Source organism: Nonomuraea sp. NPDC051298, assembly GCF_055586305.1.
Genome location: NZ_JBVJIM010000006.1, coordinates 117,990 through 134,129 on the forward strand (window position 1 = coordinate 117,990; position 16,140 = coordinate 134,129).

Annotated in this window: 13 protein-coding genes; 6 read left to right on the top strand and 7 right to left on the bottom strand. The window is 71.2% G+C overall.

Translation table 11 applies throughout. From position 1 onward, the window contains the following. The first annotated feature begins 123 nt into the window (after positions 1 to 123). Positions 124 to 1,659, top strand: a complete 1,536-nt coding sequence (locus ACZ6S0_RS20125; RefSeq protein ID WP_465920300.1) for an alkaline phosphatase D family protein — start codon at positions 124 to 126, stop codon at positions 1,657 to 1,659. Between the two features lie 5 nt (positions 1,660 to 1,664). Further along, on the top strand, positions 1,665 to 2,384 hold the full coding sequence (locus ACZ6S0_RS20130) for a class I SAM-dependent methyltransferase (RefSeq protein ID WP_465919592.1): 720 nt from the start codon (positions 1,665 to 1,667) through the stop codon (positions 2,382 to 2,384). Positions 2,385 to 2,474: 90 nt separating this feature from the next. Here ACZ6S0_RS20130 and rocD read toward each other — a convergent pair whose 3' ends face one another. The 3 genes from rocD to ACZ6S0_RS20145 all read right to left on the bottom strand — a co-directional run bounded on the left by rocD (position 2,475) and on the right by ACZ6S0_RS20145 (position 5,101). Continuing rightward, positions 2,475 to 3,689: an ornithine--oxo-acid transaminase gene (rocD, locus tag ACZ6S0_RS20135; protein WP_465919595.1), complete on the bottom strand. Its 1,215-nt coding sequence runs from the start codon at positions 3,687 to 3,689 to the stop codon at positions 2,475 to 2,477. 2 nt (positions 3,690 to 3,691) lie between these two features. Beyond that, a complete protein-coding gene (gene ddaH, locus ACZ6S0_RS20140; protein WP_465919598.1) occupies positions 3,692 to 4,489 on the bottom strand; it encodes a dimethylargininase in 798 nt (265 codons plus the stop codon). Positions 4,490 to 4,615: 126 nt separating this feature from the next. After that, positions 4,616 to 5,101 carry an Lrp/AsnC family transcriptional regulator gene (locus tag ACZ6S0_RS20145; RefSeq protein ID WP_344892022.1) on the bottom strand — a complete coding sequence of 162 codons (486 nt, stop codon included), beginning with the start codon at positions 5,099 to 5,101 and terminating at the stop codon, positions 4,616 to 4,618. 92 nt (positions 5,102 to 5,193) lie between these two features. Between ACZ6S0_RS20145 and ACZ6S0_RS20150 the strand changes: the two genes are divergently transcribed. The 4 genes from ACZ6S0_RS20150 to ACZ6S0_RS20165 all read left to right on the top strand — a co-directional run bounded on the left by ACZ6S0_RS20150 (position 5,194) and on the right by ACZ6S0_RS20165 (position 11,078). Then, on the top strand, positions 5,194 to 7,545 hold the full coding sequence (locus ACZ6S0_RS20150; protein WP_465919604.1) for a GH1 family beta-glucosidase: 2,352 nt from the start codon (positions 5,194 to 5,196) through the stop codon (positions 7,543 to 7,545). Positions 7,546 to 7,714: 169 nt separating this feature from the next. After that, complete coding sequence (locus ACZ6S0_RS20155; RefSeq protein WP_465919606.1) at positions 7,715 to 8,119, top strand: YbaB/EbfC family nucleoid-associated protein; 405 nt, start codon at positions 7,715 to 7,717, stop codon at positions 8,117 to 8,119. Further along, on the top strand, positions 8,112 to 8,519 hold the full coding sequence (locus ACZ6S0_RS20160; protein ID WP_465919609.1) for a hypothetical protein: 408 nt from the start codon (positions 8,112 to 8,114) through the stop codon (positions 8,517 to 8,519). The genes ACZ6S0_RS20155 and ACZ6S0_RS20160 overlap by 8 nt, the downstream gene beginning before the upstream one ends. A gap of 69 nt (positions 8,520 to 8,588) precedes the next feature. Beyond that, the gene (locus ACZ6S0_RS20165; RefSeq protein WP_465919611.1) at positions 8,589 to 11,078 is read left to right on the top strand and encodes an ADP-ribosyltransferase; all 2,490 of its coding nucleotides are present in this window, start codon (positions 8,589 to 8,591) and stop codon (positions 11,076 to 11,078) included. 6 nt (positions 11,079 to 11,084) lie between these two features. Here the strand turns inward: ACZ6S0_RS20165 and ACZ6S0_RS20170 are convergent, their stop codons facing one another. The 4 genes from ACZ6S0_RS20170 to ACZ6S0_RS20185 all read right to left on the bottom strand — a co-directional run bounded on the left by ACZ6S0_RS20170 (position 11,085) and on the right by ACZ6S0_RS20185 (position 16,035). Next, positions 11,085 to 12,029, bottom strand: a complete 945-nt coding sequence (locus ACZ6S0_RS20170; protein ID WP_465919614.1) for an isopenicillin N synthase family dioxygenase — start codon at positions 12,027 to 12,029, stop codon at positions 11,085 to 11,087. Between the two features lie 115 nt (positions 12,030 to 12,144). Further along, positions 12,145 to 13,533, bottom strand: coding sequence for a glycoside hydrolase family 16 protein (locus ACZ6S0_RS20175; RefSeq protein WP_465919617.1), 1,389 nt, complete (start codon positions 13,531 to 13,533; stop codon positions 12,145 to 12,147). 229 nt (positions 13,534 to 13,762) lie between these two features. Beyond that, complete coding sequence (locus ACZ6S0_RS20180) at positions 13,763 to 14,482, bottom strand: DUF5941 domain-containing protein (protein ID WP_465919618.1); 720 nt, start codon at positions 14,480 to 14,482, stop codon at positions 13,763 to 13,765. Then, positions 14,479 to 16,035, bottom strand: coding sequence for a CDP-alcohol phosphatidyltransferase family protein (locus ACZ6S0_RS20185; RefSeq protein WP_465919620.1), 1,557 nt, complete (start codon positions 16,033 to 16,035; stop codon positions 14,479 to 14,481). The genes ACZ6S0_RS20180 and ACZ6S0_RS20185 overlap by 4 nt, the downstream gene beginning before the upstream one ends. Between the last annotated feature and the right edge of the window lie 105 nt (positions 16,036 to 16,140).

Sequence of the window (16,140 nt, forward strand, 5' to 3'; positions counted from 1 at the left end):
GCCTAGTTCTTGGTAGAAATCCCAGCCGGTGATCGGGTGCTGTGGACCGTGCCACTCTGGCAGGCTTGCCGGCGAGAGTGTGCCGAATCGTCGAATCGGGGGTTGGAGAAATTGCCCGCACTCGTGGTGGGGCCCATGCTGCGACATGTCGACACCGACAGCGCCTCGATCTGGGTGGAGACCGCCGACCCTTGCACGGTCGCCGTCGAGGCGGACGGCAGGACTTACCGGTCGCCTACCTTCACCGTGCACGGTCACCACTACGCGATCGTGGATCTCGTTGCGTTGTCCCAGGATATCGCGTCGTATTCGGTGCGGCTCGACGGGGAGCCGGTATGGCCGCTCGCGGGTCGCCCGCCGAGCCGGATCCGGCTGCTGCCCGCCGAAGGGGCCAGGCGGCTGGCGTTCGGCTCGTGCCGGACGAGCGTCCCGCACGACGCCGCCCACGTACGCACGCACGGCGACGACGTCCTGCGCGCCTTCGGCGAGCACCTCGTGGAGGCGGGCGAGGACGAGTGGCCCGACCTGCTGCTGCTCCTCGGCGACCAGGTCTACGCCGACAACCCCTCGCCCGACATGCTGGCCTACATCCGCTCCCGCAGGAACAGCGAGCCGCAGGGGGAGATCGCCGACTTCGAGGAGTACGCCGAGCTGTACCGCCAGGCGTGGACCGAGACCGAGATTCGCTGGCTGCTGTCCACCGTGCCGACCGCGATGATCTTCGACGACCACGACCTGCGCGACGACTGGAACACCTCCCAGCCCTGGCGCGAACAGATGGCCCAGACCCCGTGGTGGCCCCGCCGGGTGGTGGCGGGGCTGGGGGCGTACTGGATCTACCAGCATCTCGGCAACCTCTCGCCGGCCGAGCGCGCCGACGACCCGCTGCTGGCCAAGCTGATGGCGGGCGACGGCGGGGCGGCGCTCGACGCGTTCGCCGAGCGGGCCGACGCCGAGCCGGGCAGCAACCGCTGGAGCTACGCCCGCGACCTCGGCCCCACCCGCCTGATCATGGTGGACACCCGGTGCGCCCGGCAGCTCACCCCCGGCGACCGCCGCATGCTCGACCCGGGGGAGTGGGCCTGGCTGGAGGAGCAGGTGCGACGGCCGGCCGAGCGGCTGGTCATCGGCTCGTCGATCCCGTTCCTGCTGCCCGAGGGCGTGCACGGCGTACAGAACTGGAACGAGGCCCTGTGCGACGGCAAGTGGGGCCCGCTGGTGCGGCGGTGGTCGGAGGCGTTCCGTCAGGCCATCGACCTGGAGCACTGGGCGGCCTTCCGGCGCTCGTTCGACGACCTGGCCCGGCTGCTGATCGGCCTGGGCAAGCCGGTGCTGATCCTCTCGGGCGACGTGCACTACTCCTACCTGGCCAAGGCCGACGGAGGGCAGTTCCACCAGATCGTCTGCTCGCCCATCCGCAACCCGCTCAGCCGCCTGCTGCGCTGGGCCAACGTCTTCACCCAGTTCTCGGTGGCGACGCTGATGGGCAGCCTGCTGGCGCGGCTGGCGGGGGTGCCGCGCCCGCCGTTCCGCTGGCGGATCACCAAGGGGCCCTGGTTCCAGAACGCGCTGGCCATCCTCACCCTGCCCGGCCGCGTCACCTGGTACGGCTCCACCGGGGAGGTCGTCAGGCCGATCGACTCGGCCGACCTAGGCTGACACCCATGACCGCTGACCATTATGCCGCCGCCGTGCCCTTCTACGACCTGCAGCACGAGGACGGCCACGTGCCCGTGGTGCGCGAGCTGCTGTCCCCGCTGCTCACGGGCGTCGGGCGAAGCGTGGTCGAGCTGGGCGCGGGCACCGGGCTGATCACCGAGCTGATCGCCCGCGAGACGCCGGCCGAGATCTACGCCGTCGAGCCGTCGCTCGGCATGCGCTCGGTGCTGGTCTCCCGCCTGGCCGGGCTCGGCCCCGACGTCCTGCGCCGGGTGACCGTGCTGCCGTGCGGGGCCCTCGACGTGCGGGTGGACGAGCCGGTCGAGGCCGTCGTGATGATCTCGGTGCTGCAGAGCTTCGCCGCCGCCGAGCGGGCCGAGCTGTGGCGGGTGCTGGCCGGGCTGCTCGTGCCCGGCGGGCGGCTGGTGTTCAACTGGCACGAGCGGGCCACGCCCGTGCCGGGCGACCTCGCGGTCATGGACTCCTACCAGGTGGGCCGGCACACGTACGAGATCGCCGGGCAGGTGCTCGACGTGGCGGGGGAGAGCGTCAGCTCGCGCTTCGTCTATCGGGTCCTGCGGGGCGACGCGGTGGTCAGCGAGGACGAGGTGGCGGGCGTCAACCACTGGCCGGCGGGGGAGGTGCTCTCGTCCGAGCTGAAGGAGCACGGGTTCGTGCCGGGCGAGGCGCCCGACGGCATGCACGTGTGGCTCCTGCCGGAGTAGCCGGGGCGCGCGGAAGCGCGGTCTCCGGCACGCGGTGACGCCCTCTGTCGCGCGGGCCCGGCAGGATGTCCCCGGCCGGGCCCAGGCGGGTCAGCGGGTCTTCAGCTCGTAGACCGCGTCGGCGAGCTGGTCGACGGCCCAGTTGAGGTCGTCCTCGGAGACGACGATGGGCGGGGCCAGCCGGATCGTGGACCCGTGGGTGTCCTTGGCCAGCACGCCGCGCTTCATCAGCGCCTTGGACACCTCGCGCCCGGTCGCCAGCGACGGGTCGATGTCCACGCCCGCCCACAGCCCGCGCCCGCGCACCTCGACCACGCCCTTGCCGATCAGCTCGCGCAGCCGCGCGTGCAGCACCTCGCCCAGCTTGGCGGCCCTGGCCTGGAACTCGCCCGTGTTCAGGATCTCGATGACCGCGTTGGCCACGGCGCAGGCCAACGGGTTGCCGCCGAACGTGGAGCCGTGCTGCCCCGGGTGGATGACGCCGAGCACGTCACGGTTGGCCGCGATGGCCGACACCGGTACGACACCGCCCCCGAGCGCCTTGCCCAGCACGTAGATGTCCGGCACGACCCCTTCGTGGTCGCAGGCGAACGTCCGGCCCGTGCGCCCCAGCCCCGACTGGATCTCGTCGGCGATCATCAGGAGGCCCTCGGCCGAGCACAGGTCCCGGATCTCGCTCAGGTAGCCGTCCGGCGGCACCAGCACCCCGGCCTCGCCCTGGATCGGCTCGACCAGCACGGCGACCGTGTTGGCGTCGACCGCCTGCCGGACGGCCTCGGCGGAGCCGTACGGGACGATCCGGAAGCCCGGCGTGTACGGGCCGAAGTTGTCGTGCGCCTCCGGGTCGGTGGAGAAGCTCACGATCGTCGTGGTGCGGCCGTGGAAGTTGCCCTCCATCACGATGATCGTGGCCTGGCCGGGCTCGACGCCCTTGACCTCGTAGCCCCACTTGCGGGCGACCTTGATGGCGGTCTCGACGGCCTCTGCGCCGGTGTTCATGGGCAGGATCAGGTCCTTGCCCGTGAGGTCCCCCAGACCGGCGCAGAACTGCGCGAACTGGTCGTGGTAGAAGGCCCGGCTGGTCAGGGTGAGCCGTTCGAGCTGCTCCTTCGCGGCTTCGATGATCTTCGGGTTGCCGTGGCCGAAGTTGAGCGAGGAGTAGCCGGCCAGGCAGTCCAGGTAGCGTCTGCCGTCGACGTCGGTGACCCAGGCCCCGTGGGCCTCGTGGATCACCACGGGCAGCGGATGGTAGTTGTGCGCGCTGCGGCGCTCGCTCACTTCGATCAGCTCTGCGGTGGTGGTCATGATCAGTTCTCCCCCCTGATCTCCAGTGTGCAGCACTTGGGGCCCCCGCCTGCCTTGCGCAGTTCCGACAGGTCGACCGGGATCACCTCGTACCCACGACGCTTGAGCTCCAACTGGAGGGTGGACGCCTCGGCGTTGACGACCACGTTCGTGCCGTCGCTGACCGCGTTGAGCCCGAGCACCCCGGCGTCCTCGGCGGTGGCGAGCACCGCGTCCGGGAACATGCGGCGCAGCACCGCGAGGCTGCCGGGAGAGAAGGCGGCGGGGTAGTAGGCGACGTTGTGCCCGTCGAGCGGGAACAGCGCCGTGTCGAGGTGGTAGAAGCGCGGGTCGACCAGCGTCAGCGAGACGACCGGACGGCCCAGGTACTCCTGCGCCTCCTGGTGGGCGACCACGTCGGTGCGGAAGCCGGTGCCCGCCAGGACGACGTCGTCCAGCGTGAGGAAGTCGCCCTCGCCCTCGTTGACGTGGGACGGCTCCAGCACCGGGTAGCCGCGCTCGGCGAACCAGCGCAGGTAGGCGGGCCCCTCGGGACCGCGCTGCGGGTAGGCGAAGCGGGCGCCGTAGACGCGCCCGCCCACGACCAGGGCGCCGTTCGCGGCGAAGACCATGTCGGGCAGCCCGTCGATCGGCTCGATGAGGCTCACCTCGTGCCCGAGCTCCTCGTACGCGGACTTCAGACCCTCCCACTGCCGGACCGCCAGGTCGCGGTCCGCCCCGGTCTCAGGATGCATCCACGGGTTGATCGCGTACTCGACCGTGAAGTAGTCCGGGCGGCACATGAGGAAGTGTTTGGGCATGCAACGCTCCATCGGGTCCTTAACCAGGGAAAATCCCCATTCGGGGAGACGAGGACAGCCTAGGAACGCATGATTCGGCAAGCCAAGGTCTTGACCTTGCGTGTTCGCGCGGATCTGTTGCGTCTCTCAGGCAGAGGTGCCCGATCCGTTGCGCGGCTCGGGCGGGGAGGCGCCGGGAGGTGCGTCCACCAGCCTCGACAGCACGATGGAGCTCTTGGTCCGCACCACGAACGACTCCGCCGCGATGCGCTCGATCACCCGCTCGACGTGGCGAACGTCCGTGGCCCTGATGTGCAGCAGCGCGTCCGCCTCGCCGGTGATCGTGGCCGCGCCCACCACCTCGGGGTATCTGGCCACGGCCAGCGCGATGTCCGACGGCTTCGTCTTGCCCTGGCAGAACAGCTCGACGTACGCCTCGGTCGTCCAGCCGAGCGCCCGCGGCGCCACCCGCGCGCTGAACCCGGTGATCGCCCCCGCCTCGCGCAGCCGGTCGACCCGCCGCTTGACCGCCGACGCGCTCAGCCCCACCTGGTGGCCGATGTCGGCATAGGTCTGGCGGGCGTCGTCGACGAGCGCTGCGATGATGTCACGATCGAGCCGGTCCAGTTCCACGCGCTCTGTATACCGCCTGGCCAGGCTGGCGCGCGACGAGCGGCACGCGGGAGACTGGGCGGCGTGACCGTGACCGGAGGGCATCCGCAGAAATGAGCAGCGCAGGCTTCCCCGAAGGCTTCGTATGGGGAGTGTCGACCTCGGCCTACCAGATCGAGGGGGCGACGTCCGCCGACGGCCGTCTGCCGTCCATCTGGGACACCTTCTCCGCCGACCGGGCGGAGGCGTGCGACCACTACCACCGCTACGCCGAAGACGTGCGGCTGATGAAGGACCTGGGGATGGCCGCCTACCGGTTCTCGGTGAGCTGGGCGCGCGTCTTCCCCCAGGGCGACGGCAAGCCGAACGCGGCCGGGCTCGACTTCTACGACCGCCTGCTGGACGAGCTGGGTGAGGCGGGCATCACGCCGTACGCCACCCTCTACCACTGGGACCTGCCGCAGGCGCTCGAAGACCGGGGCGGCTGGCCCTCGCGCGACACGGCCCGGCACTTCGCCGACTACGCCGCCGCCGTGCACGAGCGGCTGGGCGACCGGGTGGACACCTGGTTCACGCTGAACGAGCCGTGGGTGGCGGCGTTCCTCGGCTACGGCTCCGGCAGCCACGCGCCGGGCCGCGCATCGGCCGCGGCGGCGTTCAGGAGCGCCCACCACCTGCTGCTCGCCCACGGGCTGGCCACGCAGGCCCTGCGCGCGGCCGGGGCGGCCAGGGTCGGCGCGGTGCTCAACCTCTCGCCGGTCATGACGCCCGCCCAGGTCAGCGACTTCGACCGGCCGCTCGCGGACGAGGACGCCGAGGCCGTGCGCAGGATCGACGCGCTGGCCAACCGGCAGTTCCTGGAGCCGATGCTGCGCGGCTCCCTCCCCGCCGAGCTGCTGCCGATCATCGAGCGCGACGGCGGGCTCGGCCACGTGCGCGACGGCGACCTCCAGACCATCGCCCAGCCCCTCGACCTGCTCGGCGTCAACTACTACACACCGCTGGTCGTCCAGGCGCAGCCGAGCGAGCCCGCCGACCCCGCCTGGCCGGGCAGCGAGGGCGTGCTGTTCTGCACCGTTCCCACGGCCGTCACCGCCATGGGCTGGCCCATCGTGCCGGGCGGCCTCTCCCTGCTCCTGCGGCGCCTCTCCCACGACCATCCCGACCTCGATCTGATGATCACCGAGAACGGCGCCGACTTCGTGGACGTGGTGACCGGCGACGGCATTCACGACGTCGAGCGCATCAGCTTCATCGAGGAGCACCTGCGCGCCCTGCGCGCGGCCGTCGAGGAGGGCGCCCGGGTACGCGGCTACCTCGTCTGGACCCTGCTCGACAACCTCGAATGGGCCGACGGCTACCGGCGCAAGTTCGGCCTCGTGCACGTCGACTTCGCCACCCAGCGGCGGCGGCCCAAGGACAGCGCGCTGTGGTACCGCGACGTCATCCGCCGCAACGGCCTGGCCGAGACGCGTCCCAGACGGCCCACCCTGGAGACGGTGGCCGCCCGCGCGGGCGTGTCCAGGGCCACGGTCTCGCGCGTCGTCAACGGCGAGTCGTCGGTCAGCCCCGAGGTCCGCGCCGGCGTGCTGCGGGCCGTCAACGAGCTGGGCTACGTGCCCAACGCCGCCGCGCGCAGCCTGGTGACCCGGCGCACCAACGCGATCGCGCTGGTCCTGTCGGTGCCCAGGCAGGGCGGCGACGCGCTGACCGCCGCCGTCGTCCAGTACGTCACGAGCCTGCTGGAGGGCGCGGGCAAGCAGATCACGCTCATGCTCGCCGACACCGCCGAGAGCCACCGGCGCATCGTCGCCCACGTGGAGGCCCGCCTGGTGGACGGGGCCGTGCTGCTGCCGCCCGACCGGGCCGACACGCTGGCCGAGCGGCTCTCGCGTACCGGGGTGCCGGTCGTGCTGCTGGGCAAGCCGGCGATCGCGTCGCTGGTGCCGTACGTGGACGTGGACAACGCCGCGGGCGCTGCGGCGGCCACCGAGCACCTGCTGGCGCTCGGCCGCCGCCGGATCGGCATGGTGTGCGGGCCCATGGACCTGGTGACCGTACAGGACCGGCTGGCCGGGCACCGGGCCGCGCTCCAGAAGGCGGGGCTGACGCCGCACCTCGCCCTGGCCGACGACCTCACCCGCGCCTCGGGCGCGGCGGCGACCCTGCGGCTCCTGTCGGACTCGCCGTCGCTCGACGCCGTCTTCGCCGCCACCGACCAGCTCGCCATCGGGGCCCTGCGGGCGGCGCGGGAGCTGGGGCGGCGGGTGCCGGAGGACCTGGCGGTCGTGGGCTTCGACGACGTGGACGCCGCCTCGGCCACCACGCCCGGCCTGACCACCGTCCGCGTTCCGGTCGCCGACCAGGCGCTGGCGCTGGCCCGGCTGCTGCTCTCCCGGCTGGAGGGCCGCCACACCACCTCGGTCGTGCTGCCGGCCCGGCTCGTCGTGCGGGAGTCGGCCTGAACAGGTCACGGCGACGGTGCGGTCGCCGGTGATCGCCCGCGTTCACCCGGATGCGTGACAGGTGAACGATCGCTGACGAACTCCGTAATTATGTGCGCTGCTGAGACATATGCCGATTTATGTTCTATATCTTCGTACAGTAATCGGTGTCCGACGGAAGGCAGGCTCGTTGAGCGACGAGTTCCGGCAGACCATTGAGGAACTGGCCGCGGAATACAACCGGCACACCGCTCAGTTGCGCGAGGCGTTCGGCAGGCTGTCCGAGATGACGGCGACCGCCGAGTCCGCCGACAGCCTGGTCACCGTGTCCGTCGGCCCGCGCGGGCAGGTGCGGAGCATTGACCTGGACCCCAGGGTGTACCGCAAGCTCTCGCCGTCCCAGCTCGCGCAGACGATCATGGAGCAGATCGGCGTCGCCACGGTCGAGGTGGCCGAGCGGACGAAGGAGCTGATGGCGCCGTTCGTGCCGGAGGGCCTGGCCTTCGACGACATCTACGGCGAGGGTGTGAGCTTCGAGTCCTTCCTGCCGCAGCCGGTGCCGCCACCCTCGCCCGGCCACGACGCGCGTGGGTAGCCACGACGCTGTCGGCTACCGGGCCGAGCCCCAGGGCGTGCTGCGACGGTCGGGGCACGCGGGAGACGCGTACGACGCCGTGCAAGAGCAGCGTGAGGTCCTCGTGAGGGCGTTCGAGCGCGAGGGCAACCCGCTGGGGAAGGACCAGTACGGCGCCGAACTGGAGCGGAACCTCCCCAAGGTCAGGGAACGCGTCTTCGGGGCCTTCTACGGCTACCTCGACCACCTGGCGCGACTGCGCGACGGTCTGTCGGTCAACGCGCGGACCTACGCGGGCGTCGAGGACCGGAACGAGGCCGTGCCGGGCGCTGGGCCGGGTTCCGTGCCGGGCTTCGGGGCGGGCCCCGGTGAGAGCGGCGAGCCGCCTCACCAGCCCTCTCAGGGGCCGGAGGGCTGGTGACCTCACTTGGGGTTCGACGGCTTTTTGGTGCCTGACTGGGCCAAACCGTACGTGGGCTACGCCGTCGGCATGGACTGGCCCGAAGGCGATGAGGACGGTTGCTTCCGGCTGGCCGACGCGCTCGCCGAGGCCGCGCGGAACGTGGGGATCGTCGGCGGGCTCGTCAGCGCCGTACAGGAAGGCGACGACTGGGACGGCGAGGCGCTGACGGCGTTCGTCGAGTACGCCCGCTCCCATGCCGGCCCGGCCCTGTCCGAGCTGGTCGAGGAACTCGTCACGGCCGCCGTCGACTGCAACGAGCTGGGGGTCCAGGTCCAGTACACCAAACGGATGATCGAGGTCTCCGTCTGGTTCCTGATCTTCCAGATCGGCTGGCTGCTGGCCATGGCGATCGGACCATGGGGCGGGCTCTCCTTCGCCCTGATCGGGAGCCGGGTGAAGCTCACCCGGCTGGTCATCGCCCAGCTCGGCAAACGGCTGCTCATCAACGTCGGCCTGTTCGGCACCCTTCTGGCCGGCATGGACCTGGCTGTGCAGGCTTCGCAGTCGCGGCGGGACCAGCTCGACTGGGAGCAGATCATGGCGTCGGCCGGAACGGGCGCCCTGCTGGGCGGCTTCCTGACGGTCTTCACCGGGATCTGGCCCACCAGGTCGATGTGGGGGCTGATGGTCCGGTCGGGGCTGGCCAGCGGGTCGACCGACCTGTCACTCCAACTTCTCGGCGGAGCGCCCCTCGACGGGGAACGGCTGCTGAAGAACGTCACAGCAGGCGTCCTTGGCGGCGCCGACGCGCACTGGGCCAGTTGGTCCCCCGGCAGGCACCACATCGACGGCCCTTCCAGCAGCGGTCACGGTCCCTCCGGTAACGGCCACGGTCCCTCCGGTAACGGCCACGGTCCCTCCGGTAACGGCCACGGCTCGTCCCACGGGTACGGGAGCCACTCGACGTCCACGCCCGAATTCACGTCGCTGTCGTCCGCGTTCAAGCACACCGTCGAGCAGCCGGTCGCGTCAGGGGCGCTGACGGAGCCGACGCCCATCGGCAAGCCGAAGCCGGACGGCATGTCCGGGCCGCAGGTGGTCAACAAGCTCCCGCCGGACACCGCGGCGCGCCCGGACGGAGGCGGAGGCGGCTTTTCCGGCGCGGGAGGCAAACCCGACCTCATTCCCGCCAAGCTGGACCGCAGCATCGACTCCCTGATCAACAGACCCACCGCGATGGACCTGCCCCTGGCGACGGACTCGCGCACCCAGCCGGGTCCCTTCCAGCTCCTCGAACAGGTCGGCAAACCGGGCGAGGAGCACGCGACGTCCGGGCACCGAGGCAGGCCCGACGCCGCGGGCGTGCTGATCAGGGCCACCGACGCGTCGGGCGAACCGCGCTACCTCCTCGTACGACAGGGCGAGCACGTCTCCGGCGCCGAACGGTGGCAGTTGCCCGGTGGCGCCCTCCACGGCCTGGAGACCCCCGTCCAGGCCGCCGCCCGTGAGATCAGCGACGGGCTCGGGGCCGACAAGGCGTATCTCGACGGGCTCGACCTCAGGGGCGAGTTCCCGGTGAAGGCGGGGAAGGGCTCGACCTACACCAACCTGGTCGCGGAGGGGCAGATCTTCACCCCGAAGCTCGACGGCCTCGAGCCGCGCGGGGCCAGGTGGGTCACCCTGGACGTTCTCGTCGACCTGGCGAACTCCAAGCACCTGCATCCTGCCCTGGCGAAAGCCCTTCCCGATCTGGTGTCCCTGTTCCGCGAGGACTCCCCGGCCGTCGTCGCCGGGACGGCGACCGCCGCCGACCGTCCGTACGTCTCTGGCGACCGGGGTCGGAGCCCGGCGCCCTTCTCTGGACTCGTGGACGAGGCGGGGCGGCCGCACTCGGGAGACCCCGCCGGGGACGTCGTCCGCAGGTCCCGCTCGGGCCTGCTGTACACCGGAGTCTCCCCGGGCGTCCCCACGGACGCGCCCTTCGGGGCTCGTACGGTCGGCCCTTCGTTCGGGACCGCCCTCTGGAGCCGGGTCGCCGATCGCCTGTCGTACGGGGAGCGCACCTCGGGACGGTCCTACTCGATGGGAGGTTACGTCGAGATCAACAGGCTGCTGCGAAGCTCCGACGTCCCGCCCCCCGACGTGCTCAGGAGGAACACGAGGACCCCGCTGACGGGCGGCGAGCACCGGCAGGTGCTCAAGGACGTCGTGAACCTGGACCGGTTGGTGAGACGCCTGCCGCTCACGGAGACGATCGACGTGCACCGGGGCGTGAGACTGACCGAGGGCCTCTTCACGGTGCCCATCGAAGAGCTGTCGGGCACCGTGCAGCACGAACGGGGCTTCATGTCGACCAACCTCGGCAAGGAGGTGTCCTGGGTCGACTACGACGTGGTCCTGCATCTTCGGCTGCCTGAGGGCACGCCCGGCTTTTACCTGGACCTGATCAGCGGCAACGCGGGTGAGATGGAGTTCATGGCGGGCAGGGACCGTTCGTATTTCGTCGAGCACGTGGACCGGGAGAAGAGCGGACTCTGGCACGTCTACGGATGGGTCCTCCCCGAGGGGGCCGGATGACCCGGTTCACAGCTCCTGCTGCTCGAACAGGTGCGGGAAGACCTTGGAGACCTTGGACAGCAGGTACTCGCCGTACGTGCCGGTGAAGTCGACCTGGCCGTCCCAGCGGCGGCCGGGGGCGTAGGGGAGGGGCGGCACCTCGCTGTCCCAGCCGGGGTCGAAGAAGAACGGGTAGCTGAGGCGCTCGTTGCCGCTGCGGTTGCGTACGCGGTGCGGCGTGGAGCGGTAGTGGCCGCCGGTGAGCTTGTCGAGCATGTCGCCGATGTTGCACACGAACGTGCCCTCCAGCGGGGGCGCCTCGACCCAGCCTCGTCCGGTGTGCACCTGGAGCCCGCCGTTGTGGTCCTGGAGGAGCAGGGTGAGCAGCCCGTAGTCGGTGTGCTCGCCCACGCCCCAGGCATCGGGGTCGTCGGGCGGGCCGGGCGGGTAATGAAATATCCGGAAAAGGATGGTCGGGTCGGCCGTGTATCCCGTACGGAAGTAGTCCTCCCCGAGGCCCAGGCTCAGCGCGATCCCGCCCATGACCGCCTGGGCGACCCCCGTCATCGTCCGGAGGTATTCCAGCACCGCCTCCCGCAGCTCGGGCACCTGGGCGGGGAACAGGTTCGGGCCGTGCAGGGGCCGCGGACCCGGCGGCTGCTCGGCCCCGAAGTAGACGCCCTCCTTCAGGTCGGGCCGCCCGGAGGTCAGCTCGCCGCCCACCGGGAAGAAGCCGCGCCAGGCCCGGCCGCCGCGCGCCATCGCGATCTCGTTCTTGACGGGCTCGGGAAGCGCGAAGAACCGCCTGCTCGCCGCGTCGAGCCGGTCGACCAGCGCGGGCGGCGCGCCGTGGCCGGACACGTAGAAGAAGCCGCTGTCGCGGCAGGCCGCCCCGATCGCCTCCGCGGCGTCCCGCTTTCCCGCGGAATCGGTGATCAGCGGCGACACGTCGATGACCGGCAGTTCGCTCACCCGCACCATTGTTCCTGAATTCGCCGGCGAATCCACGGCCCGCCGCACCCGCGCATCGGGCCGCCGGGACTCCCGGGCGGCGCGGTGAGGGCCGCCCGGGAGCCCGTACGAGGGGTCAGGACGTCGAGAACGTGAACCAGTTGACGTTGACGAAGTCGGACGGCTGGCCCGAGGAGAAGGTCAGGTACACCGTGTGCGTGCCCGTCACCCCCGAGACGTTCGCCGGCACGGTACGCCAGCTCTGCCATCCGCCCGTGTTGCCCACCGCGAAGTCGCCGATGGGCGTGGCCGTCGGGCTGTCGAGGCGGACCTGGACGAGCCCGCTCACCCCGGCCGCGGCCCCCGAGGCCACCCTGGCCCTGAACTGGGTGGCGGCCGTCGAGCCGAAGTTCACCCCGTCGTAGCGCAGCCAGTCGCCGTTCGCGATCGCCCCGACGTTCTGGCCCCCGCCCGAGTCCGTCGTGGTCTCCACGATGGTGCCCGACTGCGCCTGGTAGCGCTCGGCCTGGACGGTGGATCGGGCGTCGACGCCGCCGGGCGGGGTGGTGGGGTCGGTGCCCGCGCCGCTCTGCCACACCGCGACGTAGTCGACCACCATCGGCCGCCCCGGCACGGTCGCCGCCGTCGGCGTCGTCTGCCCGCTCACCCCGTTGGGGAACGCGCCGCCCATGGCCACGTTGAGCAGCAGGAAGTAGCCCGCGTGGCCGGTCATGTTCGCCCAGGTCGTCGCGTCGAACTGGGCCTGGCTCAGGCTGTGGAACTGCTGTCCGTCCACGTACCAGCGCAACTGGTTGGGGCTCACGCCGCGGTCCCACTCGAACCGGTAGGTGTGGAACGCCGACTGGCACGTCGATCCGGGGCACGCGCGGCTGGCGCCCAGGCCGTTGGTCTCGTTGCACGGCCCGCCCGGGCTGACGCCGCAGTGCAGCACGCCCCAGACGGAGTCGATCCCGTTGACGTTCTCCATGACGTCGAACTCGCCGATGCCCGGCCAGTTCCAGTAGTTCCCCCGGTACGGCGCCCCCAGCGCCCAGAACGCCGGCCAGTAGCCCAGGGCGGCCGCGCCGGTCACGTTCGGCATCTGGAGTCGGCTCTCGATGCGCAGGACGCGCCCGTCGGCGGGCTTGAAGTCGGCCCGCCTGGTCTCGATGCGCGCCGAGGTCCATTCGCCGGACGAACCGCGCAGGGGCGTGATGCGCAGGTTGCCGGCGCCGTCCTGGCTGAGGTTGGCGGTGCTGGAGGTGTAGTTCTGGATCTCGCCGGTGCCCCAGTTGGCCGGGCCGCCGGGGTAGGAGTGGCCGGTGTCGATGATCCAGTCGTTCGAGGACGGCAGGGTGTTGGCCGCGCCGTTGAAGTCGTCCGACCAGACCAGTGACCAGCCCGACGGGGTGGGCGGGACGGAGGCCGAGGCGCTGACGGCCACCTGGACGAGCAGGCCGGCGAGTGCCGTGAGCACCGTGGCCAGCACCGCCAGGCGGCGCCGGTGCCTGATGGGTGTTGTCATCATCGCTCCATGGGGGTGTGGAGGCAGGAGAGAGCGCTCTCTTAGGGCGATGTGAACACGGACCTTACCTTCTGTCAATGTCGTGCCCGACGGGGACGAGAACCCGGGCATCGGGCGGGAAAGAGTGCGGAGAGCGCTCTCGTACGGCGGGACGGGCGCCTCGGGGAACACGCGCGGCGCCGCACACAGGTGCGGCGCCGCGGCGAGACGAACGGGAGGAAACCGGTGCTCAGCCCTTCTCCGCCTCGCCCGTGGCCTGCTCGAGGGCGTCTTCAGGGGAGGCCTCCAGGTCCTGCTCGGCGTCGGCGCCCGCCTGGGCGGACGCCTTGTCCAGGCGCACCCAGCTCGTCACGCTCTCCACCGCGAACAGCACGAACAAGTACGCCGTCAGCACCGCCAGCACCGGCGTGACCACGCCGAACGCCGCACCGGCACCGATGATCAGCAACCGCAGCTCCCAGCCGAGCCCGGCGTGGAACACCCAGGCGGGCGGCCAGATGCTCTGGCGGGTGCGGTAGACGGTGTCGTAGGTGTGGTAGCCGACGACGTACACGAGCACGAACAGCAGCCACTTCGGGGCGTCGGCGGCCAGACCGACCGCGATCACGGTGAAGAACTCCGCGGCGCGCAGCAGCGGCGGGGTGAGCCAGTCGAGGCGGCCCAGGTGGTCGCGCGGCGTCGTGGGCAGCACGAGCAGCAGCACGATCGCCACGGGCAGCAGGAGGACGGGGCCCGGCTCCAGCAGGCCCAAGACCGTGATGGCGACCACGGCGAGCAGGGCCACGAGCGTGGCGGGCAACGGGGGCAGGCCGGTGCCGATCCTGCTCGACAGGGCGTTGGCCAGCGGGCCGTCGTCGCGGTAGGCGACGAGGCGGGCGGTCTGGATGCGGCGGCGCTCCTCGTCGGGATCCGGCGTGGGGGCGGCCGTGGTTCGGGGGTGGGTGATCATACGAGCGACCTCATGAGGCGTCCGGTGAGGGTGTAGGCGGCGGCGAGGGAGCCCCAGATCACGAGGGTGATGAAGGTGATCCGGGCGTCGAAGAGGGCGGCGGTGATCGCGATGGCCGCGAAACGTTCGCCGATGGGGAAGACGATCATCTTACGCGCCCAGTGGACCGCACGGAACTTGCCCGCCTTCGTCCACATCTTGAGCAGGCCGCGCAGACCCTGGCTGCGCTCGACCTTGCGGCGGGTCAGCGCCTGGCGCAGCTCCCGGTCGTCGGGGGCGTCGAGCGGGATCGTGGGCAGCGGGGACGGGGGCTTGCGCCGGTTGGCGGCGCCGAAGGAGAAGTCGAGCAGGTGGCGTACGGACTGCAGGCCCAGCGCGGCCAGGGCCAGGATCCAGATCTCCTCGCCGTTGCCGGAGACCACCCAGCCGACCGCCAGCCCGGCGAAGACCACGTATTCCTTGAACCGGTCGAACGTCGCGTCGAGCCACGCCCCCAGCACGCCGAACTTGCGGGCGTAGCGGGCGACCTGCCCGTCGACGCAGTCGAAGACGAAGGCGAAGTAGATCAGCGCGCCGCCGAGCACCATCCACGGGCGGTCACCGGTGGCGAAGCAGGCGGCCGCGGCCACGCCGAGCGCGATCGAGATCAGCGTCACCTGGTTGGGCGTCAGCCCGCGCCGGGCGGCCCAGCGGGCGATGTAGCGCGAGTAGGTGGAGACGAAGTACGTGGTGAAGAAGCCGTCGGCGCCCTTGACCGCGTTGTTGAGCCGGGAGCGGTCTTCGTCCATGCCGGCCATCTCGGCGCCGGCCTCGTTGACCTCCTCCTGGGTGGTGACCCGGCGGTAGAACAGGTCGCGGCGGCCCCGGATGCCGACCGACACGCCGTTGCGCACCAGGCCGAACACGATGAGCTGCACCAGGTCGTCGTCGCCGCCGAAGCGGTCGGCCATCGCGGCCAGCTCGCGGCACGTCTGAGCCAGGACGGGCGCGTTGCGCGCGCTGATGTGCAGCGGGCCGAGCATCACGGCGTTGGGCCTGGTCACGGCGTGCGTCGCGGTGCCCACCGAGACCACTCGCGACTTGCCGATGCGGGCGCGCACGGGCAGGCCCTCGACGCGGTTGAGGCCGATCTCCGGGTCGGCCTCCTCGATGGGGATGCGGTCTTCCGGCCCGTTGTCGTCCACTCCGACCCCGTCAGGGCCGTTGTCCTCCAGGCCGTTGTCCTCCGTCACCCCCACGCGCGGCTCTTTCGCGACGAGCGCCAGCGCGCCGCGCTTGGACTTGGTGATCTGGTAGATCAGCTCGTCGTGGACGACCGAGTTCTCCGGGATAATGAACAGGCTCTCCGTTGCGGACTCGGCGACGTCGGCCACGGCGCGCAGGGCTTCGGCCACGTCGTCGGCCTTGACCGTGGCGAAACGCGGATCCATCGAGGTGAGCTGGCTGCGCAGGCGTTCGGACACGGAGGGATTGCCGGAGAGCGCGGCCAGCCTCAGGCCGGTCGGAGAGATGTCGGGGCCGGGCGAGGCGCCCAGCAGGACCACGCGGGTCATGACTCCCTTTCGAGGCGGTAGCGGGGGGTTGAACAACGGGTAATGCGGGGACAGACGTCAAAGTCTAGTGAGAGTGACGCAAAGTCGTGTCACCAGAGCATGCCC